General features: G+C 53.9%; 14 protein-coding genes and 3 rRNA genes. 12 read left to right on the plus strand and 5 right to left on the minus strand.

What is annotated here, in order from left to right; genetic code table 11:
• Positions 1-26: 26 nt before the first annotated feature.
• Complete coding sequence (locus FFV09_RS20020) at positions 27-533, minus strand: ADP-heptose synthase (protein ID WP_141449479.1); 507 nt, start codon at positions 531-533, stop codon at positions 27-29.
• A 96-nt stretch (positions 534-629) separates the two neighbouring features.
• Entirely contained in the window at positions 630-1637 is a 1008-nt protein-coding gene (locus FFV09_RS20025; RefSeq protein WP_141449480.1) for a YpdA family putative bacillithiol disulfide reductase, read from the minus strand.
• A gap of 536 nt (positions 1638-2173) precedes the next feature.
• Between FFV09_RS20025 and rsgA the strand changes: the two genes are divergently transcribed.
• Positions 2174-3373, plus strand: coding sequence for a ribosome small subunit-dependent GTPase A (rsgA, locus tag FFV09_RS20030; protein WP_246098391.1), 1200 nt, complete (start codon positions 2174-2176; stop codon positions 3371-3373).
• Between the two features lie 21 nt (positions 3374-3394).
• Here the strand turns inward: rsgA and FFV09_RS20035 are convergent, their stop codons facing one another.
• Positions 3395-4645 (minus strand): carbamoyl phosphate synthase small subunit, encoded by a 1251-nt coding sequence (locus FFV09_RS20035; RefSeq protein ID WP_141449481.1) that lies wholly within the window; start codon positions 4643-4645, stop codon positions 3395-3397.
• Between the two features lie 196 nt (positions 4646-4841).
• Positions 4842-5165, minus strand: a complete 324-nt coding sequence (locus tag FFV09_RS20040; RefSeq protein WP_141449482.1) for a hypothetical protein — start codon at positions 5163-5165, stop codon at positions 4842-4844.
• A gap of 247 nt (positions 5166-5412) precedes the next feature.
• Here FFV09_RS20040 and FFV09_RS20045 point away from each other — a divergent pair, with 247 nt between their 5' ends.
• The 3 genes from FFV09_RS20045 to odhB all read left to right on the plus strand — a co-directional run bounded on the left by FFV09_RS20045 (position 5413) and on the right by odhB (position 10783).
• On the plus strand, positions 5413-6258 hold the full coding sequence (locus tag FFV09_RS20045) for a PPK2 family polyphosphate kinase (protein WP_141449483.1): 846 nt from the start codon (positions 5413-5415) through the stop codon (positions 6256-6258).
• 309 nt (positions 6259-6567) lie between these two features.
• Positions 6568-9447, plus strand: coding sequence for a 2-oxoglutarate dehydrogenase E1 component (locus FFV09_RS20050; RefSeq protein ID WP_141449484.1), 2880 nt, complete (start codon positions 6568-6570; stop codon positions 9445-9447).
• Between the two features lie 4 nt (positions 9448-9451).
• Positions 9452-10783 (plus strand): 2-oxoglutarate dehydrogenase complex dihydrolipoyllysine-residue succinyltransferase, encoded by a 1332-nt coding sequence (gene odhB, locus FFV09_RS20055; RefSeq protein WP_141449485.1) that lies wholly within the window; start codon positions 9452-9454, stop codon positions 10781-10783.
• Between the two features lie 135 nt (positions 10784-10918).
• On the opposite strand, the gene FFV09_RS20060 is transcribed toward odhB, so the two are convergent.
• Complete coding sequence (locus tag FFV09_RS20060; protein ID WP_141449486.1) at positions 10919-12028, minus strand: AI-2E family transporter; 1110 nt, start codon at positions 12026-12028, stop codon at positions 10919-10921.
• A gap of 702 nt (positions 12029-12730) precedes the next feature.
• Here FFV09_RS20060 and FFV09_RS20065 point away from each other — a divergent pair.
• The 8 genes from FFV09_RS20065 to FFV09_RS20100 all read left to right on the plus strand — a co-directional run bounded on the left by FFV09_RS20065 (position 12731) and on the right by FFV09_RS20100 (position 24709).
• Positions 12731-14283, plus strand: a 16S ribosomal RNA gene (locus FFV09_RS20065).
• A 285-nt stretch (positions 14284-14568) separates the two neighbouring features.
• Positions 14569-17504, plus strand: a 23S ribosomal RNA gene (locus tag FFV09_RS20070).
• Positions 17505-17714: 210 nt separating this feature from the next.
• Positions 17715-17831, plus strand: a 5S ribosomal RNA gene (gene rrf / locus FFV09_RS20075).
• Together the 16S, 23S and 5S rRNA genes form the textbook arrangement of a ribosomal RNA operon.
• A 383-nt stretch (positions 17832-18214) precedes the next feature.
• Positions 18215-19861, plus strand: a complete 1647-nt coding sequence (locus tag FFV09_RS20080; RefSeq protein ID WP_246098392.1) for a glycosyl hydrolase family 28-related protein — start codon at positions 18215-18217, stop codon at positions 19859-19861.
• A gap of 289 nt (positions 19862-20150) precedes the next feature.
• Complete coding sequence (locus FFV09_RS20085; RefSeq protein WP_141449487.1) at positions 20151-21335, plus strand: glycosyl hydrolase family 28-related protein; 1185 nt, start codon at positions 20151-20153, stop codon at positions 21333-21335.
• A gap of 693 nt (positions 21336-22028) precedes the next feature.
• On the plus strand, positions 22029-22784 hold the full coding sequence (locus FFV09_RS20090; RefSeq protein ID WP_170315090.1) for a YveK family protein: 756 nt from the start codon (positions 22029-22031) through the stop codon (positions 22782-22784).
• 129 nt (positions 22785-22913) lie between these two features.
• A complete protein-coding gene (locus tag FFV09_RS20095; protein WP_246098393.1) occupies positions 22914-24011 on the plus strand; it encodes a glycosyltransferase in 1098 nt (365 codons plus the stop codon).
• A gap of 56 nt (positions 24012-24067) precedes the next feature.
• Positions 24068-24709: a CpsD/CapB family tyrosine-protein kinase gene (locus FFV09_RS20100; RefSeq protein WP_141449490.1), complete on the plus strand. Its 642-nt coding sequence runs from the start codon at positions 24068-24070 to the stop codon at positions 24707-24709.
• Positions 24710-24733: the final 24 nt, after the last annotated feature.

Here is a 24733-nt window from a genome sequence, read left to right on the forward strand (position 1 = left end):
GAAACGCTCGCCGCGTATTCAGGCCGTTACAGCTGCGCCGTACCTTCCAGCGCGAAATCGAAATCGTCGATATCGAACACCTGAATCGGGACGGCCGCCGCGATGATGCGTTCGATCATCTCCAGCTGGTCGGTCAGCACGGGAGCTTCTTCCTTCAGCGCCGACAGCAGCAGTTCCGTTTCGATCGGATCGAATACTTCTCCGTAGTGGGCGTTGTCCACCGCGTTGATGATGCTGAGTTTGATCTGATCGCCGAGCAGGATCGGAGCGCTTTTGGCCCACGGCACCGACAACGCTTTTTGGATCTTTTTCTTGTTCAGCGGTTCTTCGAAGTAAGCGATCAATTCCTTGACTTTTTCTTTGACGTGGCGGTCGTCGCCGGGCTCGTTCATGAGCGGCTCCGAACCTTCTTCGAATTCGTAAAGTTCCAACACGGTCGTGTACGGAACGATATATTCGACCGGACGGTTCGCCGCGAGCAGCTGCCCGTAAATCGCGACCATCACGGCTTCAATGACAAAACGTTGAGACATAAGCAGCGGTCCTCCTAGCGGCCGATTCGCGATCTTGCGATCGGTTCGACCAAATCCTTGTTATAGTGGGAAGTATAGCACAACAAAACGGCGAAATCAGCTTTTTGCGGACTTTTCGCGCGCGTTCGAACGCTGCGCGATATGCTCGGCGATCTGTCCGCCGTGCTTGCGCCCGCTCTCGATAAACACTTCGTTGGCGTTGCGCCCGGACGCGATGACGCCCGCCACGTAAAGTCCCGGCACGCCGGTCTCCATCGTGTCGGGATCGTATACCGGCTTGTCGAGATCGTCCGACATCTGCGCCCCGGCTTCGGTCAACAGCTTGCGATCCGGCCGGAACCCGGTCATGGCAAGCACGAAGTCGTTGGCAATGCGCGCTGCGCCTTCCGGTCCCTGTACGACGATGTAATCTTCGCCGATTTCGCTCAGGCTCGAACCGAGATGCAGCGTAATTTTGCCTTTGGCGATCATGCCTTCGAACAGCGGGCGGACCCACGGCTTGATATGCTGCGAAATTTCCGTGCCGCGATAGACCATGTCGATTTTGGCGCCGACCCGGATCAGTTCGAGCGCCGAATCGACCGCCGAGTTGCTGCCTCCGACGATCGCCACGTTCATACCCGCATAAGGATGGGCTTCGCGGAAATAATGCGTCACTTTGTCTTTGTCTTCGCCGGGAATGCCCAGTTCGTTCGGATGGTCGAAATAACCTGTCGAGACGACGACGCTGCCCGCTTCGTATTCGTGCTTGTGGCCTGCGCGGTCAAGCGTCTCGACGCGGAACGTGCCGTCCGATTGCGGACGGACCGAAGTCGCTTCTTCGTAAGACGAGATGCGCAGGTCGTAATGGCTCGCGACTTTGCGGTAATAGGCGAGCGCTTCGTGGCGGAACGGCTTTTCGTTTGGCGAGGTGAACGGCACTTCGCCGATTTCGAGCAGTTCGGCCGTGCTGAAAAATTGCATGTTCGTCGGGTACAGGTAGATGGAATGCACCACGTTATGCTTTTCGATGATTCGGACGGACAGCCCGCGGCGGCCGCATTCGATCGCGGCCGATAATCCGCACGGCCCCGCGCCGATAATCAGGACGTCTTCTTTTTCCATGGTCTTTGGTTGTTCCCCCTTGAGATGTGCTTGCTTGATGCACTTGCGGCTGTTCGCATCTGCGAACAGCGTTCTTTTCCATTATCGCGCAAAGCGGCTTTTTCGTCCAACGCGCAGCGCGAAGACAAGACCCTTTTTCGGAAAAAGCTTGACATTGTTTTTGCCGTTCCGCTAAAATATGGGCAAATAGCCAGCGAAGGGAGAGAAGACCATGACTACAACTTATTCGATTGTACCGACTTGTCATTGTCTCTCCCTGTGCCCGGTGATGCGAACGGACGAAGTCCGTCTATAGGTTTTCTTGCAAAAGAAAGCCGAAGACGGCAGTCCGCGGCGTATTCGACCGCGGATGCTGCTTCAATGCGACTTGTCGAACGCACGTTGATTCTTATCAACGCTGCGCCGGACAGTCGAATCGGACAGCCGGGGAGAGAACTCTCCCCGGCTTTTTTGCGCCCTTTTTTCGGGCATGCCGGAGCTTGGGAGAGTCGGAGGTGCCGCAAGACCCACCCAAATCCCATTTTCCGGAGGCTTCCATGTATAAAAAAACGCAAAAACCGATAAACGAATCGACGAACGAATCAACGCTCGAAAGTTTGAACAATCCGGCGGCGCAAGCCGAAGAAAGGGCGGAAGCGGCCGACTTCGGATTTCCGTTTTCGCACGGCTGGGATGCCGATTGGAACGAAGCCTGGAAGTCCGCCGGATTCGACGCGGCCGGCTGGATTCCTGTCCGAATGACGGCCGATTTCGGCCAGCAGTTCAAGGTCGCGACCGCCGACGGCGAATGGACGGCCGAGAACAGCGGACGACTGCGCCATATGACGCAGGGCGAAGCCGATCTGCCCGCCGTCGGCGACTGGCTCGCCGCCGAACCGCTGCCCGGCGAGCGCCGGGTACGTATTCACGGCGTGCTGCCCAGACGCGGCAAGATTTCCCGCAAAGCCGCCGGCGCTCCCGTCCGGGAACAGATCATCGCCGCGAACGTCGATACGCTGTTTGTCGTGACGTCGCTCAATTTCGATCTGAACGTGCGCCGGCTCGAACGCTATTTGATCATGGCCTGGAACTCGGGCACGCAGCCGGTCATCCTGCTGAGCAAAGCGGATTTGTGCACGGCCGAGTTTCGGGCGCGCGCGTTGGCCGAAGTGTCGGCGGTCGCTCCCGGCGTACCGATTCACGTCGTCAGCGCCCAAACCGGCGAAGGGATAGCCGAAGTGGCCGCTTACTTTGCGGGCGGCCGGAGCTGCGCGCTGACCGGCACGTCCGGCTGCGGCAAATCGACGCTGACGAACCGCCTGGCAGGAGGCGACTGGCTGCGCACGGGCGGCATCCGCGAAGACGACAGCCGCGGGCGGCATACGACGACGCATCGGCAGATGGTGCCGATGCCGGGAGGCGGCGTGCTGATCGACACGCCGGGCATGCGCGAGCTGCAGCCGTGGGAAGGCGAGGAAGACGGCTTGTCCGGCACATTCGCCGATATCGAAGCGCTGGCGCAGCGCTGCCGGTTCCGCGATTGTACCCATAAGCGCGAAGAAGGCTGCGCCGTGCAGGCGGCCGCGGCATCCGGCGAACTCGATGCCGGGCGCCTGATCGGCTACGGCAAGACGCAGCGCGAACTGGCGTTTCTCGAACGCAAAGAAAAAAGCCGCTCTTCCTCCGGCCGCTCGGCCGGAAACGGCAAGCGGGATCGGACAGAGCGGCGGAGCCGGAACTGGATGGACGAAGAATGACGGACTGAGGACAGACTGACGTCAGTAAGCGGACGGAGTGAGCACTTTCTCCAGCGGAGAAGTCGCGCCGTCCGCTTGTTGGCGTTTGGCATGACGTTCGGCCGCAGTGCCTGCCGTACGCTTCGGAGCCGGCGTGCCCGCCGTTTCGCCGGTAGCGCTCTCTTTCGCCTGGGCGACCGAAGAACGGAACGGAGCGCGCTCCGCTTTGAATGCGTCGACCATATCGAGGAACTGGTCGAACAGCAGATTGCTGTCGGTCGGTCCCGGAGCGGCTTCCGGGTGGAACTGAACGGAGAACGCGGGCGCGCTTTTGTGCTTCAGTCCTTCCACGCTGCCGTCGTTGTTGTTGATATGCGTCAGAACCAGGTCCGTCTGCGCGAGGCTGTCTTCCAGCACCGAATAGCTGTGGTTCTGCGACGTGATCAGGCAGCGGTTCGCCGCCAGGTCTTTGACCGGATGGTTCGCTCCGCGGTGCCCGAACTTCAGCTTGGTCGTATCGGCGCCCGAAGCGAGAGCGAACAGCTGGTGGCCGAGGCAGATGCCGAACAGCGGCAGCTGGCCGATCAGTTGGCGGACCGTCTCGATCGCTTCCGGCACGTCTTTGGGATCGCCGGGGCCGTTCGACAGCAGCACGCCGTCGGGATTGAACCGGCGGATGTCCGCCACGTTGGCCGCATGCGGCACGACGACCACGTCGCAGCCGCGTTCGCCCAGCTCGCGGACGATGCCCGCTTTGCTGCCGTAGTCGATGACGACGATACGCTGCTTGGTGCCCGGAACGCGGTACGGACGCGGCGTCGATACCCGGCTCACCTGATCGCGGGTCACGGCGGACGCCTGCAGCTGCTCCAGCAGCTCTTCCGGGCTTGCCGTACCCGTCGTGATCAAGCCGCGCAGCGTGCCGTGATTGCGCAATCGGCGCGTCAGCATCCGCGTATCGATATCCGCGATGCCCGGAATGTCGTATTCCTTCAGCATCGAGCCGAGGTCCGAATCGGAACGCCAGTTGCTCGGCGCGTTCTCGTAGCGGCGAACGACAAAGCCGTGAATCCACGGACGCACCGCTTCAAAGTCTTCACGGTTGATGCCGTAATTGCCGATCAGCGGCTGGGTCATCGTCACGATCTGGCCGCAGTAGGAAGGGTCGGAGAGCACCTCCTGATAGCCGGTAATGCCTGTGTTGAATACGATCTCGCCCGTCATTTGCTGGTCGCTTCCAAAAGAACTTCCCGTGAACAGCGTGCCGTCTTCCAAAATAAGTCTGGCTTTCATGCCGATTCCCTCCTTGAGCTGCCTTCTATATATGAAGAGTTCTGAACTCTGCAAATTTATGTTTAACTAAATATACAACAATAAGAATAAATATGCAACGCGGTCGATAAAAAAAGCGGGGCTTTTCCCGCTTTGCTCCGCTCGTAAAAAGTTTTTGTAAAACTTCGGCTTCCGACTTTAACTCGCTTATCCGCCTCTAACGCGCATACCCGCCGCCGTACGAGGAAGGTTCGTTCCACGCGTTGGACAGCCCTGCCGCAAAAGCAGGCTGCTCTTCCGGCATGCCGATCTCGACGTAGCGGTCTTCGGCGCAGTCGTATTCCACCAGAAACCGGTGCGGATTCGTGCACGCTATGCATGTGGTGCTGCCTTCCAGCAGCAGCTTGCCGGGCTCTTTGGAGACCAGCTTCATCCAGGCGACCGGTCCACTGATGTAACGTGCTCCGTCCGGGCCGAAAGCGCCCGTGCACTGGAAAGTCCGGAAGCAGTGCCCGCAGAAGCAATCTTTTTTTAAGAACATGACCGTGTCTCCTTTCCTACGTGTATTTGATCTTGATTTCGCTTGATTGGGTCTTGATCAATATTCTGTACAATTTTTCGCTTGACAAGATATTACCACGGGTTTTTTCATTGAAACCTTTCTCGCGAAAAACAGACAAATATTAGAGAGAATACACATAGAAAACAGCCCGAAGATTTAAACCGGGGAGCGGAAGGGTATTTATAGAAAATGGGCATTAGGCCCGGCGAAGGAGTGACAGCGAGCGATGAAATTGAATACGCAGCGATGTACGGGAGATCAGGTACGGTTGGATCGGATCGATACGGATTACCGGGCGGACGAACGTCCGGGCGACGAAGAGATCGAAGCCAAAAAGAAAAAATTGAGCCGCCGGCTCGAACATTTGCAGGAAAAATTATTTTCTTCGCGCAGCCGAGCCGTCCTGTTCGTGTTTCAGGGCATGGACTGCAGCGGCAAGGACGGCACGATCAACCACGTTTTTTCTCAGGTCAATCCGCAGGGCGTACGGACGCACAGCTTCAAAGCGCCGACCGACGAGGAACTGGGCCACGACTACTTATGGAGAGCGCATCGCCATGTGCCGGAACTCGGCTATATCGGAGCGTTCAACCGTTCGTATTATGAAGACGTGCTGATCAGCCGCGTGCACGGAACGATCGAAGACAAGCGCGCGCGCAAGCGGTTCGGGCAGATCAACAACTTCGAGAAGATGCTGATGGAAAACGGCGTAACCGTCGTAAAAATCTTTTTGCATATTTCGAAAAAATTCCAGCTCGACAAATTGATCGCCCGTATCGAAAATCCGCATAAAAACTGGAAGTTCGATCCCAGCGACCTTTCCGAACGCAAACATTGGGACAAGTATCAGGCCTGCTACGAAGACGTATTGACGGAATGTGCGAGCAAAAAGCTGCCGTGGCACGTCGTTCCCGCCGACGATCGGGCGATACGGGATCTCGCGGTGCTGCAAATCGCGGTCGATACGCTTGAAGAGCTGGATCTCGAATTCCCGCCGCCGGTACCGGAACTTCAAAATCTGCTGCCGGAACTGCACCGGGAAAGAGACGGGAAATCTTCCAAAAGCAAGTAATTCAGGCAAAAGAGAAAGAGGCCTGAAGCCCAACCCTAGCCGTCGACGTTCGGGCAGCCGATGCCGCGCGCAAAGATTGACCGCGCGGTTTTTCGGATGACCGGAGCGTCGATTGCCGCTGCAATAGCGAACGCTTACATGGCGGAGCGAGATGTACCAAAAAATTAGCAAGGAACTTGCCAAACAAATTGAACTTGCTAGCAAAAAGCGTTACAATCGAAGAGTAAACATTTTGTTCACTAATTCGTAAAAAGTATTTTACCGGCATTTGAATCGGCTTTTGCAAACATAATACGGAGGGTGGCAGCGATGGCGAAACAGTTTTCGAGCACGCACGAGCCATGGGAAAAGTATTACGGTCCGAATCTCGGATACGTACAGGAGCAGTACGAACGTTATCAGGAGAATCCGGAATCGGTGGAACCTTCCTATCGGGAGTTGTTCGAACGCTTCGGCGCACCGCCTCAGCATCGCGCTTTGGGACTTTCGGCCTCTGCCGAAACCAGTCAAACGGGCTTTGATTCGCAATCATTAAAGAAAGCGGTTGCAGCAAGCAAGCTGGTATGGAACATTCGCACTTACGGCCATTTGGCCGCGGATATCGATCCGATCGGACTTGACGAGAAACCCAAAGTCTCGTTCCTCGAACCGCAGGAAGTCGGTCTCACCGAACAGGATCTGGCTTGGCTGCCGGCTTCGCTGATCTGGGACGACGCCCCGCAGGACGTTTCGAACGGACTGGACGCGATCCGCAGGCTGCGGGAGATTTATACCGGCACGACCGCGTATGAGTTTTCCCATGTGCACGACGAGAAAGAACGCGATTGGCTGAATCAGCAGGCCGAAGAACGCCAGCATTCCGCCAAGGAATTGTCCCCGGAAGAACGCAAGACGCTGCTTGAGCGCCTCGTGCAGGTCGAACAGTTCGAAGAGTTCCTGCATAAGACGTTCGTCGGCCAGAAACGGTTTTCTATCGAAGGCATCGATATGCTCGTGCCGGTCATGGACGAGCTCGTACACGGCTTCTCCGAAGCGGGAGCGGAACACGTCCTGATGGGCATGGCCCACCGCGGACGTCTGAACGTGCTCGCGCACGTGCTGGGCAAGCCGTACGGCCGCATTTTCTCGGAGTTCCATCATGCGCCGAACAAAGACGTCATGCCGTCGGAAGGCTCGATGGGCATCAACTTCGGTTGGACCGGAGACGTCAAATACCATTTGGGTGAGAAAAGGGCGATTGGCGACCAGGGCAAGACGCGCCTGACGCTCGCGAACAACCCGAGTCACCTGGAGTACGTCGATCCGGTTGTCGAAGGTTTTGCGCGTGCAGCCCAGGAAGACCGGAGCGTACCCGGTTATCCGAAGCAGAATACAAACGCCGCGGCTTCGATCCTCGTGCACGGCGACGCGGCTTTCCCGGGCGAAGGCGTTGTAGCGGAGACGCTCAACTTCAACCAGCTTCCGGGTTACCAGAATGGCGGAACGGTACATATTATCGCCAACAACCGACTCGGTTTCACGACCGAAAGCGGCGATTCCCGTTCTACGCACTACGCGAGCGACTTGGCCAAAGGCTACGAAATCCCGATCGTGCACGTGAACGCGGACGATCCGGATGCCTGCATCGCGGCGGCGCGCCTGGCGTGCGAATACCGCATGACGTTCAAAAAAGATTTCGTGATCGACCTGGTCGGCTACCGCCGATACGGTCATAACGAGACGGACGATCCCGAAACGACCCAACCGCTCGTGTACAAAAAGGTTCGGGAACACGACACGGCTGCGACCGTTTTTGCAAAAAAATTGCATGAAAGCGGTGTGATTGGGGCAGACGGATTGGCAGAGCTGCGCGGCAAGATCAACGACGTATTCAAGCGCGAGTACGAAGAGATGAAGAGCGGCAAGCAGGGCGAGAGCCATCCGTTCCCGTTCGCTTCCAGCATCGACGAGACGCCGCTCGAATCTGTCGGTACGGCCGTGGAACTCGGCAAGCTGCGCTCGATCAACGAAAATCTGCTCAAGCGCCCGGACACGTTCAATACGTATCCGAAGCTTGAACGCATTTTGCAGCGCCGTCTGACGACGCTCGACGAAGGCGAGAAAGTGGACTGGGGCCAAGCCGAGACGCTGGCGTTCGCGACGATTCTGTCCGACGGCACGCCGATCCGCATCAGCGGCCAGGACGTGGAACGCGCGACGTTCGCGCATCGCAATCTCGTGCTCCACGATGCCAAGACCGGCGAGACGTTCTGTCCGCTGCACGTGCTGCCGGAAGCGAACGCTTCGTTCGCTATCCATAACAGCCCGCTTTCCGAAGCTTCGGTTATCGGCTTCGAATACGGCTATAACGTCTATTCGCCGCAGACGATGGTAATCTGGGAAGCCCAATACGGCGATTTCGCCAATGCGGGCCAGGTCCTGATCGACCAATTCGTCCTGCCGGGACGTTCCAAATGGGCGCAGAAGTCGAGTCTGGTCATGCTGCTCCCGCACGGTTACGAAGGGCAGGGACCGGAGCACTCCAGCGCGAGACTGGAACGTTATCTGCAGCTGGCCGGCGAGAACAACTGCACCATCGTGACGCTTACGAGTGCGGCGCAGTATTTCCACCTGCTGCGCAGACAAGCGGCCATGACGAACCGCGAAGATGCCAAGCCGCTGATCGTCATGTCGCCGAAAAGCCTCATCCGCAATCCGCGCGTCGCTTCGCCGGCCGTCGAGTTCACGGACGGTGTGTTCCATGCGACTGTGGAACAGCGCGGCCTCGGCGAAGCGCCTGATCGTGTAACACGGGTGCTGCTGACAGGCGGCAAGATCGCGGTCGAACTCGAAGACGCGATCGAGAAAGATCCGGAAGCCGACTGGAGCTGGCTGCACATCGTCAGAGTCGAGCAGCTGTATCCGTTCCCGGCACGGGAAGTGTCCGCTTTCCTGGAGCGATTCCCGAACCTGGAAGAGATCTACTGGGTTCAGGAAGAACCGCATAACATGGGCGCCTGGCGCTATATCGAACCGAATATCCGGGCCGTCGCTCCAAAAGGAATCGAAGTGACGTACACGGGAAGACCGGAACGTTCCAGTCCGGCAAGCGGCTACCAGCACATCCATACTTTCGAACAGCAAAAGATCATCCAAACGGCCCTGGGCCAAAATTCATCCAAAAAAAATCAAATGAGTTTGGGGAGGTAGCGCTGTGAGCGACATTAAAGTACCGGAAATGGGAGAGTCCGTCACCGAAGGCACCATTTTGCGCTGGACCGTGGCTGAAGGAGATGCCGTACAGCAGGGCGACGTACTGCTGGAGCTCGAGACAGACAAGGTCAACCTGGAAGTAAGCGCAGAATCGAGCGGTCTGCTCGAAACGCTGCTGCGCCAAGAAGGCGACACCGTTCAAGTCGGCGAAGTCATCGGCCGTATCCGTACGGACGACGGCGCATCTTCGACGACGGGCACCGCTTCGGCTCCGATCGGCGAAGAGACAGCTTCCGCCGCACCGACGCCGGAAGCGGCCGCTCCGTCCGCTTCGCTGGCGACCAGCCCCAAAGCCGCGGAGGCAGTCAGCCCGCCTCCTGCGGAAAGCGGCGACGCCTCGGCCAAAGCTTCCCCGGGCGCGCGCAAGCTTGCACGCGAACGCGGCGTCGAGCTCGGCAGCGTGCCGAGCGCCGACCCGATCGGCCGCGTCTATGCCGGCGACGTGAAATCGTTCGCCGAAGGCGGCACGGCCGCCCAGAATCCGTCGGCGCCTCAGCCGCCGAGCGCGCCGGCCCCGAAACCGGCCGCCGCGCCCAAAGCAGCCTCGGCACCCGCGGCCAATGATCCGCTGAAGCCGATCGAGCGCCAGCGCATGTCGCGCCGCCGTCAGACGATCGCTACCCGCCTCGTCGAAGCCCAGCACAACGCCGCGATGCTGACGACGTTCAACGAAGTGGACATGACCGCGATCCTCGACGTGCGCAAACGTCGCAAAGACGCGTTCAAACAAAAATTCGATGTGAATCTCGGCTTCATGTCGTTCTTCACCAAAGCGGTAGTCGGCGCTCTCAAAGCGTTCCCTGCCGTGAACGCGGAGATCGACGGCGATGAAGTGGTCTACAAGAAATTTTATGATATCGGCATTGCCGTATCTGCCAAAGAAGGACTTGTCGTGCCGGTCGTACGCGACGCGGATCGACTTGGCTTTGCCGAAATCGAGAAATCGATCGCGGGCCTGGCTACCAAAGCGCGTGACAACCAGCTTGCGTTGTCCGATCTGCAAGGAGGCACGTTCACGATTACGAACGGCGGTGTCTTCGGCTCCCTGCTGTCTACGCCAATCCTCAACGCGCCGCAGGTCGGCATTCTGGGCATGCACAAGATTCAGCTGCGTCCGGTTGCGATCGACGCGGAACGGATGGAGAATCGCCCGATGATGTACGTGGCGCTTTCTTACGATCACCGCATCATCGACGGTTCGGAAGCGGTTCGCTTCCTCGTCAAAGTCAAAGAACTGCTTGAAGATCCGGAATCGCTCCTGATCGAGAGCTAAGCCTACGTCCTGCCTGGACACAAGGCATACAGAAAAGCCCTTTTCGAACGTTACGTTCGAGAAGGGCTTTTTTTGTTGTGCAGGGTGCTGTATCTTTTTAGTTATATAGAAGGAAGACGACGGGAAGGCCGAGGATCAGGACAGGTCCGGACGTGCTTTCTTCGTACCGCGATAGTATCGATACAGGTGAACGGTAATAATTTTGACGACCATATAAGAAGGAATCACGATTAGAATGGCGATAAATCCTCCGATCGCTCCGCCGCTGAGCAGCAGGAACACCGTAGTCAACGGATGAATATCGAGCGCCGATCCGTAAATGACCGGAGACAGCAGATTGTTGCGCAGCATTTGCCCCAATACGATAACGAGAATGATCCAGATAACCGAAGCGGGAGAATCGATAAAGCCGACGATCACGACCGGAATCGCACCCAGATACACGCCGATATAAGGGATCATGTCCGTCAGGATAATGAACAGCACAAGCAGCAGCGGATACGGAATGCCGATAATCAAAAAGCCGATCAGGTCGAATACGCCGACGCACGTCGCCAACATCACTCTCCCTACGATAAAGCCGCTCAGCGCGCCGTCAATAGCCATCGCCATCTGGCGGAAAGTAGGCCGATATTTGACAGGAACGGTTTTCAGCAGGAACGCATAGCCTTTTCGATCATCTTTTAACATGAAATACAGAATCATCGGAACGACCGAGACGACGAGAAATACCCAAGCGACCACGGAAAAAGCACTGCTAAGCGAATTTGTAGCGGAATTGATGAAGTTTTCCAGATAGCCCGACAGCTGCTGCGGCAGATCGATCCCGACATCGATATCGTTGATCGGCGTGCCCCAGATTTCTTGTTCCTGCAAATGCAGCATCAGTCTTTGAAGCTGATTGGAGAAGTTCTGGGCCAACTGCGGCAGATTGCTGTTGAAGTTCACAAACTGCGAACGCAGAATCGGCCATACCCAAATCGCGAATCCGGCAAAGATGCTTACCGCAGCCGCATAAAGCAGCAGAATTGACCAGGGACGCACAATATGCCATTTATTCAGCCTGCGAATGATCGGCCTGAACAAATAGTAGAGGAATAAAGACATCACTATAGGAAAAAAGATTAAGCTGAAAGCCGCTTTGAGAGGAGCCAGGATACCCGGAATCTGCGTTAAAAGAAAAAGGATGACAAGAACGAAAATAATATGTAAGCTTATTCGAGCGAAGCGGTCGGACTTAAACATGGAAGCCTCCTTTGGTAAATTGAAAAATATGTAATAAGGTTAAAAAGAAAGCGTTTCATTTATGAAGCTAAAGCTTATTAATAGATGTACACTTCGTTTGCGGCGCCCAACTCACCTTTTGTATCATTATAACTCAAGATCGTTTTTTGTACTTCTTCGCTGGCGACAAACCTGCCGAATAAGTTCGAACATCATAAGGAAGATAAAGGTCGAAGCAAAAAACGAGAAAAAAGTTTGAAAAAGGGGTTGCGTACTTAGCAAGCAGGTGATAAGATATAAATCTAGTCGCCGAGCAAGTGTTTGCTTGACGGAATTTCGAGAGAGCGTGACGGTGATTGGACAGAGTAAGATCTCAGTAGATTGTGAGTTTGTTCTTTGAAAACTGAACAGTGAGTAACGAGAATCATGGAACCCAGCCGGGCCAAGTGATTCGAGGAACCGCGCTTAGCGAAGGGGTTTGATCTTCGGATCTGAATCTTGAAGCCTAAGACGGTTTAGAGTGAATATAGGGAACTTTAGTTCCCGCCAGCCGGAACGAAAATTGCTGACCCCTTTGGGCAAAGCGATTTGCAGTTCCAGCGTCTAGCTAGAACGAGCACATGGTGCTTTCTTGACAAGTCAACTTCAAGACCATCCGCTTTATCCGAATCCAGGCCCTATGGGGTCTCTAATCGGAGTCGCGGGTGCAACAGAGGTTGCACCTTAATGGAGAGTTTGATCCTGGCTCAGGACGAACGCTGGCGGCATGCCTAATACATGCAAGTCGAGCGGATTGGATGAGAAGCTTGCTTCTCTGACAGTTAGCGGCGGACGGGTGAGTAACACGTAGGCAACCTGCCTTTTAGCCTGGGATAACTTCCGGAAACGGATGCTAATACCGGATACATCATTTTCCGGCATCGGAGAATGAGGAAAGACGGCGCAAGCTGTCACTGAGAGATGGGCCTGCGGCGCATTAGCTAGTTGGTGGGGTAATGGCTCACCAAGGCGACGATGCGTAGCCGACCTGAGAGGGTGAACGGCCACACTGGGACTGAGACACGGCCCAGACTCCTACGGGAGGCAGCAGTAGGGAATCTTCCACAATGGGCGAAAGCCTGATGGAGCAATGCCGCGTGAGTGATGAAGGTTTTCGGATCGTAAAGCTCTGTTGCCAGGGAAGAACGTCCGGGTGAGTAACTGCACCCGGAGTGACGGTACCTGAGAAGAAAGCCCCGGCTAACTACGTGCCAGCAGCCGCGGTAATACGTAGGGGGCAAGCGTTGTCCGGAATTATTGGGCGTAAAGCGCGTGCAGGCGGCGGGTTAAGTCGGATGTTTAAGATCGGGGCTCAACCCCGATTCGCATCCGAAACTGGCCCGCTTGAGTGTAGGAGAGGAAAGTGGAATTCCACGTGTAGCGGTGAAATGCGTAGAGATGTGGAGGAACACCAGTGGCGAAGGCGACTTTCTGGCCTATAACTGACGCTGAGGCGCGAAAGCGTGGGGAGCAAACAGGATTAGATACCCTGGTAGTCCACGCTGTAAACGATGAGTGCTAGGTGTTCGGGGTTTCGATACCCTGGGTGCCGAAGTTAACGCATTAAGCACTCCGCCTGGGGAGTACGGTCGCAAGACTGAAACTCAAAGGAATTGACGGGGACCCGCACAAGCAGTGGAGTATGTGGTTTAATTCGAAGCAACGCGAAGAACCTTACCAGGTCTTGACATCGGCATGACCGGCTTAGAGATAAGCTTTTCCTTCGGGACATGCCAGACAGGTGGTGCATGGTTGTCGTCAGCTCGTGTCGTGAGATGTTGGGTTAAGTCCCGCAACGAGCGCAACCCTTGACTTTAGTTGCCAGCATTTTAAGATGGGCACTCTAGAGTGACTGCCGGTGACAAACCGGAGGAAGGCGGGGATGACGTCAAATCATCATGCCCCTTATGACCTGGGCTACACACGTACTACAATGGCCGGTACAGAGGGTCGCGAAGCCGCGAGGTGGAGCCAATCCCAGAAAGCCGGTCTCAGTTCGGATTGCAGGCTGCAACTCGCCTGCATGAAGTCGGAATTGCTAGTAATCGCGGATCAGCATGCCGCGGTGAATACGTTCCCGGGTCTTGTACACACCGCCCGTCACACCACGAGAGTTTATAACACCCGAAGTCGGTGAGGTAACCGCAAGGAGCCAGCCGCCGAAGGTGGGATAGATGATTGGGGTGAAGTCGTAACAAGGTAGCCGTATCGGAAGGTGCGGCTGGATCACCTCCTTTCTATGGAGAATCGTTTCCTGCAACGGAGACATTCAGTCCCGCTTTTCTAGGGAGATAAAAAATAGAAACACTCTAACTCACTGTTCAGTTTTGAGAGAGGGAACTCTTTCAATTCCTTTTGGATTCACTTGGGAAGGTCAAGAGATTTTCGCTTAACGCGAGAACAACTTTTGATCCACACGAAGTGATGCACCCAAAAGTTGTTCCTTGAAAACTGGATACCGAAACGAAAAACTTCGCGTCTGGACTATTCTTCTTACGAAGACGTAGTTCCAAATGAAGTTTGGTTAAGCAAGTAAGAGCGCACGGTGGATGCCTAGGCACCAGGAGCCGACGAAGGACGCGACGAACCGCGATAGTGCTTCGGGGAGCTGTAAGTGAGCGTTGATCCGGAGATTTCCGAATGGGGGAACCCAGCTGGACTCATACCCAGTTACTGATCGAGTGAATTCATAGCTCGGCAGAGGCAGACCGGGGGAACTGAAACATCTAAGTACCCCGAGGAAGAGAAAACAATAGTGATTCCGTCAGTAGCGGCGAGCGAACGCGGAACAGCCCAAACCAGAGAGCTTGCTCTCTGGGGTTGTGGGACGTCTCACATGGAGTTACAAAGGAGTTTGGTAGGCGAAGAGGTTTGGAACGACCCGCCACAGCAGGTGATAGCCCTGTAGCCGAAAGCAAGCTCTCTCCGAGACGGATCCCGAGTAGTGCGGGGCACGTGAAACCCCGTATGAATCCGGCAGGACCATCTGCCAAGGCTAAATACTCCCTGGTGACCGATAGCGAAGCAGTACCGTGAGGGAAAGGTGAAAAGGACCTCGGAAGAGGAGTGAAATAGAACCTGAAACCGTGCGCTTACAAAAAGTCAGAGCCCAATTAAGGGGTGATGGCGTGCCTTTTGTAGAATGAACCGGCGAGTTACGTTTACATGCAAGGTTAAGGTGAGAAGCCGGAGCCGCAGCGAAAGCGAGTCTGAATAGGGCGACTTTAGTATGTAGGTGTAGACCCGAAACCGGGTGATCTACCCCTGTCCAGGGTGAAGGTGCGGTAACACGCACTGGAGGCCCGAACCCACGTACGTTGAAAAGTGCGGGGATGAGGTGGGGGTAGCGGAGAAATTCCAATCGAACCCGGAGATAGCTGGTTCTCCCGAAATAGCTTTAGGGCTAGCCTCGGATTGAGAGTTGTGGAGGTAGAGCACTGATTGGGTGCGGGGCCCGCCAAGGGTTACCAAGTCCAGTCAAACTCCGAATGCCATCAACTTATATCCGGGAGTCAGACAGTGAGTGCTAAGATCCATTGTCAAAAGGGAAACAGCCCAGACCATCGGTTAAGGTCCCCAAGTGTGTGTTAAGTGGGAAAGGATGTGGAGTTGCCCAGACAACCAGGATGTTGGCTTAGAAGCAGCCACCATTTAAAGAGTGCGTAATAGCTCACTGGTCGAGTGACTCTGCGCCGAAAATGTAACGGGGCTAAACACACCACCGAAACCATGGCTTGATGCCTTGTGCATCAGGGGTAGGGGAGCGTTGAATACGGATTGAAGGTGTACTGGAAAGAGCGCTGGACTGTATTCAAGTGAGAATGCCGGTATGAGTAACGAAAAGATCAGTGAGAATCTGATCCGCCGAAAACCCAAGGATTCCTGAGGAAGGCTCGTCCGCTCAGGGTTAGTCGGGACCTAAGGCGAGGCCGAAAGGCGTAGTCGATGGACAACAGGTGGATATTCCTGTACCGCCGTAAACCGTTACGAGCAATGGAGTGACGCAGGAGGGAAGGGACGCGGACTGATGGATATGTCCGTCCAAGTAACAAGTTTGGTCGGTAGGCAAATCCGCCGGCTCTAAGAACAAGTTGCGATGGGGAGCGAAAATTACAGTAGCGAAGGTCCTGGGCTCACACTGCCAAGAAAAGCTTCTAGCCAGGTGAAGGCGCCCGTACCGCAAACCGACACAGGTGGGTGGGAAGAGTATTCTAAGGCGCGCGGAAGAACTCTCGTTAAGGAACTCGGCAAAATGACCCCGTAACTTCGGGAGAAGGGGTGCCCCGGTAGTGTGAATAGCACGAGGGGGCCGCAGTGAAAAGGCCCAAGCGACTGTTTAGCAAAAACACAGGTCTGTGCGAAGCCGCAAGGCGAAGTATACGGGCTGACGCCTGCCCGGTGCTGGAAGGTTAAGAGGAGGGGTTAGCGGCAACGCGAAGCTCTGAATTGAAGCCCCAGTAAACGGCGGCCGTAACTATAACGGTCCTAAGGTAGCGAAATTCCTTGTCAGGTAAATTCTGACCCGCACGAATGGCGTAACGACTTGGGCGCTGTCTCAACGAGAGATCCGGTGAAATTTTAATACCTGTGAAGATGCAGGTTACCCGCGACAAGACGGAAAGACCCCATGGAGCTTTACTGCAGCTTGATATTGGACTGGGGTGCGATTTGTACAGCATAGGTGGGAGCCTTGGATCTCGGAGCGCCAGCTTCGGGGGAGGCGCCGTTGGGATACCACCCTGATCGCATGCTAGTTCTAACCTCGTACCGTCATCCGGTACAGGGACCGTGTCAGGCGGGCAGTTTGACTGGGGCGGTCGCCTCCTAAAATGTAACGGAGGCGCCCAAAGGTTCCCTCAGAATGGTTGGAAATCATTCGCAGCGTGTAAAGGCATAAGGGAGCTTGACTGCGAGACGGACAGGTCGAGCAGGGACGAAAGTCGGGCTTAGTGATCCGGTGGTACCGCATGGAAGGGCCATCGCTCAACGGATAAAAGCTACCCTGGGGATAACAGGCTTATCTCCCCCAAGAGTCCACATCGACGGGGAGGTTTGGCACCTCGATGTCGGCTCATCGCATCCTGGGGCTGAAGTAGGTCCCAAGGGTTGGGCTGTTCGCCCATTAAAGCGGTACGCGAGCTGGGTTCAGAACGTCGTGAGACAGTTCGGTCCCTATCTGTCGTGGGCGTTGGAAATTTGAGAGGAGCTGTCCTTAGTACGAGAGGACCGGGATGGACGTACCGCTGGTGTACCAGTTGTTCCGCCAGGAGCATCGCTGGGTAGCTACGTGCGGAAGGGATAAACGCTGAAAGCATCTAAGCGTGAAGCCCCCCTCAAGATGAGATTTCCCACACGCAAGTGGTAAGACCCCTTGGAGACGACGAGGTAGATAGGCAGGAGGTCGAAGCGTAGCAATACGTGTAGCTGACCTGTACTAATCGGTCGAGGGCTTATCCTACAGCCTTGCGCAGCCAGGCTCTTCGGAAGCATTTGCTTTGGTTGAGCACACTGCGCGAGCAAACACTTCATGACGCGAAGTGGATCGTTTCGGATCCGGTTTTCAAGGTGCAAACCTTGTACAAGACAGAGCTTGTTTAGGAAACACAGGCCCAATCGGGATATTCGTTTCCTAAAGACAACCTGTTCCGGCTTACTTCGTAAGCCTAGGTTTGGTGGTGATGGCAGAGGGGTTCCACACGTTCCCATCTCGAACACGACCGTTAAGCCCTCTAGCGCCGATGGTACTTGGACCGCAGGGTCCTGGGAGAGTAGGAAGCCGCCAAGCCAAAAAGAAAGAGCCTTTACCGTTCATTCGGTAAAGGCTTTTTTGTTGCTTCTAACTAGAATCCATTCAAAAATTTTCGCAAATTTTCCGAAAAAGATGTCAAACTTGTAACTTCTATACCGAATTTATAGTAGAATAGAGCTTGGGTGTAATAAAAACCTGGCTTGAAGCCGATAAGAGTAACATAGGGTTTTTTGAATCGTGACGTTCTTCTTCATTTTAATCCTCAGTTTTTCATGAAGTGCACTCCGGGCAGACGATTTGTTCCGCGCACTCCGCTTTTACTCCGCCTTGAATAGAACAACCACATAGCTGCAAACAGGGCCACTCCCTGTCCGGTTTGATCGGAACGACAACGAGAAAATCACTTGGGGAGGCCTATTTTGAAGAAACGAAATTTTGTATTAGGTTTGATCGCTTTGTCAGTAGGAATGGGGAGCAGTCTAATCGGCGGAACTTCTGCTCATGCGGCGGAGGTGACCCGAACTTATTCGGCTTCCAAAGGGTTTAGTTCGATTGAACAAGGTACGAATCAATGGCATTACGAGAAATTGGCCGGCAGCGCGTACTTGGATTTGATCTATGACAAAAGCGGCAATCGCTGGGCAGCGCCAAGCGGTTATCCTTGGGTATCGGCTACGGCACTACATCCGGATCAAAACTTCGATGCGGTTCGCAAATGGATTGCTCCGGGCAAAGGTGTGATTTCGATTTCCGGCAGCGTGCAAAAAGGAAGTCCCGAAGGCGACGGAGTCGTAGTCAGCATTAGAAAAGACGAGGTCAAGCTGTGGAGCGAGACTTTGACGAATACGAAAGCGGTGACCCCGAGCGGAGTATCCCGAGTTGCGGTCGAAGCCGGGACGGAAATCTCTTTTGTCGTGAATAAACGGGGCAGTTCGAATCACGATCATACGATGTGGGAGCCTGATATTGCGTATACCGGAGCTGCAGGCTCGACTGCCGGCGCAGCACCTTCCAAATCGTCGGCTTCTGCCGCAAACAAAAATTCTTCCGTCGTGTCTGTGCTGGATTACGGAGCCAAAGCGGATGATACGATCGATGATTATCCGGCGTTCGTCGCTGCGATCGACGCGGCCAAATCGATGGACAAACCGGTCTATGTTCCTGCAGGGAATTATGTATTGAGCGATATTTTGACGATTGACGGCGTAAAGGTGCAGGGAGCCGGCAAGTTTTTGACTACGCTGACTTCAACGAATCCCAAGCGCGGGTCGATCGATCTCAAAGGAACCGGCACGGAATTAAGCAATCTCAAGCATGTGTATCAGACGACCGTGGCACGCGGAAACGGAGCAAATGAAAAAAACAGCATTACGGTACGCGGCGCCCAAAATTTTAAAATCGAAAATGTGTATGTCAGCAAATCGAGCACGGCAGGAATCATGATCACGTACGGTTCGAAGAACGGAATCGTTAGCGGCAATACGCTTGAATCGACGGGAGCGGACGGTATTCACATGACCGGAGGCAGCAGCTATATTACGGTCGAGAACAATGTCGTTCGGAAAGCCGGGGACGATACGATTGCGGTAGTCAGTTATATCGACAGCGACAAAGCAGCCGCCCATCATATCGTTATTCGCAAAAACGATGTCGGATATGGTTCGAAAGCGCGCGGTATAGCGGTTGTAGGCGGAACTGACATTACCATCTCCAACAATGCTATCCAGGAAACGTCTATGGCGGGCGTGTATATTGCGGTAGAAGCTTCCTACAATACGCGTAACGTGGATCGGGTAACCGTCTCGAACAATGTCATTGACCATACGGGGCTGGCCAAACCTTCGAATCATCCGAACGTGTTGGTATACGCTTCGCAAGGGATTGTGGACAATGTGGTGTTTAATCAAAATACGATCAAAAACGGAGCTCATCGAGGCATCGGGGTATGGGGAAGCGGCAGCATCAAAAATATAACGTTTAACAAAAACATACTGATTCATCGAATCGGCGAAGCGACAACGTTTGCCAAAGGGAATATCAAGCTGAATCAAAATGAAGGGTTCTGACTTTTGGGAGAAATGAAGCGGAAAACGTAGAGGATTTGAACAAGAGAGAAGCGGATGTCGGGAGGTTCCGGCATCCGCTTTTTTGCGTAATTGAGAGGACTACTGCTTGAACACACACAGAACGGTTTATATATCACTAATCCTGCTTAACCGCTTTTCACTGTTCTGAAACATAAAAAGTAACAATTACCGTAAAAATGGTTAGTTGAACAGAACGCTGAAAACGTTGTAGGCTTGGATAGAACACAGAGAGACAAAAACAGACAGGAAAAGAGTGAAGGAGGAACCTATGAATAAGAAATCCAAAAAAGTGTGGTGGGTCATCTCGGTAGTGGTTATCGCCGCCGCAGCGCTTGCCTTGTGGAGAGGGGCCTTTTTCTTGGAAGAAGAGAAAGCGCAAACCGGAGAAGACACGGAAATCGCCGAACCTACGCTTCCCGCTGCTGAAATACCCGACGGAGCCTTGTCGATCGTAGACGAAGGAGCGACGCCGAATGACGACAGTGACGATCTGGCCGCGATCCAGGGAGCGCTCGATCGGGCATCCAAGGAAGACAAAGCCGTCTATATCCCGTCCGGTACGTATCGCTTGAGCGGAATTCTGATGGTAGACGGAGTCAGCCTGCTCGGAGACGGAGCGGATCAGTCCATTCTGATGTCCACAAATCCCGAAAATGGTTCGATCGATGTCGAAGGAGACGGTGCGGTGCTGAGCGGCTTTGCTCATGTATTCGAGAAAACGGTAGAGCGCGGCAACGGAGCGAATGACAAAAACAGCATTACAGTCAGATCCGCGACCAATTTCAAAATTGAAAACCTGAAAATCGATAAATCGAGTACAGCGGGCATTTTTGTCGGATACGAATCTTCGAAAGGAACGATTAGCGGCAACAGCTTGCAAAATACGGGTGCGGACGGGATACATATTACGAACGGAAGCACCGAGATCGTCGTCGAGAACAATAAAGTACGAGAAGCCGGCGACGATACGATTGCAGTAGTCAGCTATGAAGAAAACTCGCAAACGACCCAGGACATCACGATCCGCAATAACGATGTCGGTTACGGATCGAAGGCGAGAGGCATCTCCGTCGTCGGCGGCGAGAATGTCACGATCGAGAACAACAAAATTCAGGATACCGAGATGGCCGGGATTTATATTTCGGTGGAAAAAGAGTGGGGTACGCGAAACGTCAAAAATATCGTGATTAACGAAAATACGATCGAGCATACCGGAACTCGGATAGCCGGAGAACATCCGAATATACTCGTGTATGCTTCGCAAGGTAATATTGATGACGTCAAATTCAATGGCAATACGATCAGCGATTCGGTCCATGGAGGAATCGGGGTCTGGGGCAACGGCGAGATTGGCAACATCTATTTCGACGCCAACAAGCTGGAAAACAATAAAGGATTGGCTACAAACTTCAAAAGTGGCACGATTCATTCTGAAGGCAATACAGGGTTCTAATTTACAAAAAGAAGCCGGACATTTATGTCCGGCTTCTTTTTGTTACTTTTGGTTGCTAGTTTGCTTAAACTAGGTCTATCAGTCTGCTTGCTTGCGGGAAGAACATGGGCCGTTAGACTCAAAAGATTCCCAAGTACATTGAATTTGATTCAAGGTAAAAGAGGCGGTTTATAAACTAACATCGCAGACACAAATAGTTAGTCGCGAGCATAAAGTTGAACCTTTTAGAAAAGTTTTATGTAAAATTTGTTAACAAGTGCGATCAAACCTGCAAAGCGAGCCGAAAAGTTCGCTCTGCCGCTTAGCCAATAAGTCGGGTAGAGCCGGGAAAAGGAAAGGAGTGGAAGAAACCAAAATTTGATAGCAAAAAGCAAGTATCGGGACTTTTGGCATCTAAACGATGGGCGATGTCTTTCCGCTTTGATCCTTATGAAGACGTGAAGGAACGGGTCCTGTCCGAGTGAGCAGATTACATAATCGGAGCAGTTTGAATGAACAAGAATCAAACTTACTGAATAAATCGGTCTCTCGTCACGAACCCGTGTATCGGCAAAGGTTCGCATTTTCTATTTTTAGTTTTGAAAATGTAAGAGAATTCCAGTGAGTTTACACAACTTATCATCTTTATTTTTTCATTGCGGCATGAAAGTCGAACTATTATATTTTCACATCATGAAGACGGAGGGATTGTGTATGGAATTAAAAGAATATTTGCGCGTGGTCAGAAAAAGATGGTGGGTAGTGGCTCTAACGGTACTGTTGTGCTTTGGAGCGGCTATCGCTTACAACTCGAAATACGAACCCATGTATCGCGCATCGGTTGATCTGATCGTTAACGAACCGTCTATCTCAAGCACCGGGCAAGCCCAGGTCGATTCCAATTCGATTGAAGCCAACCTCAAATTGATCAACACGTACAAAAAAATCATCACTTCCGATTCGATTACCAAGCTCGTCGTGGAACGCCACCCCGAACTGAACCTGACTTCGACGCAGGTCGGCAACAAACTGATGATCGATTCGACGCAAAATACGCAGGTCATCAACGTATCCGTCGAAGATACCTCCTACGAAAGAGCAGCTACGATCGCCAACTCGACAGGCAACGTCTTCGTAAGCCAAATTCCCGAAATCATGCAGGTCAACAACGTCAGCGTGCTGAATGCGGCAGACCCGAACTTGTCGGCAAGCCCGGTTAACGATCATAAACAGATGTTGATCGTCATCAGCCTTGTAGTCGGACTTCTGCTCGGTCTGGGCATCATGTTCCTGCTTGAATACCTGGACGATTCCGTCAAAACCGAATTCGACGTCGAAGATGCGATCGGACTTCCCGTTCTCGCCAAAGTAGACCGTATTGCCAAAAGCGATTTGAAAAATCAACAGGCCGATCCTTCCGGGCAACAGGAAGATTCAGCCCTACTGCGCACTGCCAACGAGCAGCGTTAATCGAGGTTAACCATGAAAATCATTCGACCTGAAGTGTCTGTTCTGATTTATCGGGATCAAATCCTGCCGCCGTCCGAAACTTTCATTAAAAGCCAGGCTGAACGTTTTGAGTCTTTTGATTCTTATTTTATGGGTTCTCGTCTTGTTCCCGGGCTGCAGCTGCAAGCCGATAAGCAGATCATCATTAATACGGGTGGCGTAGCGGGCCGAAGAAAAGAGCTGGAATTCAAGTTGATGGGACCGGGGCGCCGTCTGACGCGCCGTCTTAAAGCGATTCAGCCCAAATTGATCCATGCGCATTTCGGACCCGAAGGCTGCCTGGCCATGCCGATCGCCGAAAAGCTAAATATTCCGCTGATCGTGACTTTCCATGGATATGACGCAACGACCAAAGACGAGTACGCCAGAAAATCGTATTATACGCATCGAAATTATCTGAAGCAGCGTCCGAAGCTGCAAAAGAAAGGCGATTTGTTCATTGCCGTTTCCGACTTCATTCGTGAGAAGCTCATTAGCCAGGGATATCCGCCGGAAAAGGTCATTCGTCATTATATCGGCATTAACACCGATTCTTTTAAGCCCGATTCTTCAATTATTCGCCGCGATACTGTTTTATTTGTCGGACGTCTGGTCGAAGTCAAAGGCTGCGCCTATCTAATTGAAGCGATGTCCCAAGTGCAGGGCAAAAATCCGGAAGCGGAATTGGTCATTATCGGCGACGGTCCGCTGCGAGGCGAACTGGAACGACTGGCCGCATCCAAGCTGACCCATTACCGCTTCCTCGGTACGCAGCCGCATCATGTTGTACGCGAATGGATGAATCGGGCGCGAGTCTTCAGCGTTCCGAGCGTGCGCGCCGAAAACGGGGCCGAAGAAGGGCTCGGTATGGTCTTCCTCGAAGCCGCCGCGATGGGAGTTCCGGTCGCAAGCTTTGCAACCGGAGGAATTCCGGAAGCGGTGGAGCACGGAAAAAGCGGCTATCTGGCTCCGGAACGCGACGCGAAGCAGCTCGGTATCTACATTGACCGGCTGCTGGCCGATCGTACCCTGTGGAAAGAGTTCAGCGAGTACGGACGTATTCGGGTCAACAAGAAGTTCGATCTGGACGAACAAACGCGCCAAATGGAAGATCTGTACAAAATGGTCATCGCCACGCAGTTAAGCGGCGAACAGGTGACACTGGAATCGGTCTTGACACCTGTTCCCGAAGCCCAACACATTTTATGACCGCGAGACCTGGCAGTATACACTCCAAAATCTATCAAAGGCAGGCGATCTAAACGATGACTAGAGCCATGAGCAGTGGAGGTTATCTGGTAGCCAACAAAAACGCCGGAGCGGAAGCTTCGGAATCGTATCGCACGCTGCGGACGAATATTCGTTTCTCCACAATGGGACGTTCTTCGAAAATTTTGTTGGTCACTTCCGCCGGAAGCAAAGAAGGCAAAACGACGACCGCAACCAATCTCGCCGTTTCTTATTCGCAGGAAAACAAAAAAGTGCTGCTGATCGACGGCGATCTGCGCCACCCTTCGCTGCAGCACGTGTTCCCGCGTTCCAACAAGCGCGGCCTGACCGACGTGTTAAGCGGACAATGCGGGCTTGAAGCGGCTGTATCGACAACGGCCATCCCGAATCTGTCCGTTCTTACGGCCGGCACGCTGCCGCCCAATCCGTCCGAAATTCTCGGTTCCGATCGTATGCAGGCGCTGCTTAGTGAAGTGGCCGGTTATTACGACGTAGTGCTGATCGATTCGCCGGCGGCGCTCGACGTCTCCGACGCGCAAATCCTCGGCACGCTGTCCGACGGCGTCGTGCTCGTAGCGCATCAAGGCAAAGTGACCAAAGAACAACTGAAAAAAGTGAAAAGAGGCATGGATCACGTCAATGCACATATTCTCGGCGTCGTGCTGAACAAAGCGTAGCAGCTTCCGTCTAAACATCCCAAA

Origin of the sequence: Saccharibacillus brassicae, assembly GCF_006542275.1 — a bacterium.
GTDB lineage: Bacteria > Bacillota > Bacilli > Paenibacillales > Paenibacillaceae > Saccharibacillus > Saccharibacillus brassicae.

Coding starts and splice junctions, on each gene's coding strand:
- FFV09_RS20020 (WP_141449479.1), bottom strand. CDS start 533: ATGTCTCAACGTTTTGTCATTGAAGCCGTGATGGTCGCGATTTACGGG.
- FFV09_RS20025 (WP_141449480.1), bottom strand. CDS start 1,637: ATGGAAAAAGAAGACGTCCTGATTATCGGCGCGGGGCCGTGCGGATTA.
- rsgA (WP_246098391.1), top strand. CDS start 2,174: ATGTATAAAAAAACGCAAAAACCGATAAACGAATCGACGAACGAATCA.
- FFV09_RS20035 (WP_141449481.1), bottom strand. CDS start 4,645: ATGAAAGCCAGACTTATTTTGGAAGACGGCACGCTGTTCACGGGAAGT.
- FFV09_RS20040 (WP_141449482.1), bottom strand. CDS start 5,165: ATGTTCTTAAAAAAAGATTGCTTCTGCGGGCACTGCTTCCGGACTTTC.
- FFV09_RS20045 (WP_141449483.1), top strand. CDS start 5,413: ATGAAATTGAATACGCAGCGATGTACGGGAGATCAGGTACGGTTGGAT.
- FFV09_RS20050 (WP_141449484.1), top strand. CDS start 6,568: ATGGCGAAACAGTTTTCGAGCACGCACGAGCCATGGGAAAAGTATTAC.
- FFV09_RS20060 (WP_141449486.1), bottom strand. CDS start 12,028: ATGTTTAAGTCCGACCGCTTCGCTCGAATAAGCTTACATATTATTTTC.
- FFV09_RS20085 (WP_141449487.1), top strand. CDS start 20,151: ATGAATAAGAAATCCAAAAAAGTGTGGTGGGTCATCTCGGTAGTGGTT.
- FFV09_RS20090 (WP_170315090.1), top strand. CDS start 22,029: ATGGAATTAAAAGAATATTTGCGCGTGGTCAGAAAAAGATGGTGGGTA.
- FFV09_RS20095 (WP_246098393.1), top strand. CDS start 22,914: ATGGGTTCTCGTCTTGTTCCCGGGCTGCAGCTGCAAGCCGATAAGCAG.
- FFV09_RS20100 (WP_141449490.1), top strand. CDS start 24,068: ATGACTAGAGCCATGAGCAGTGGAGGTTATCTGGTAGCCAACAAAAAC.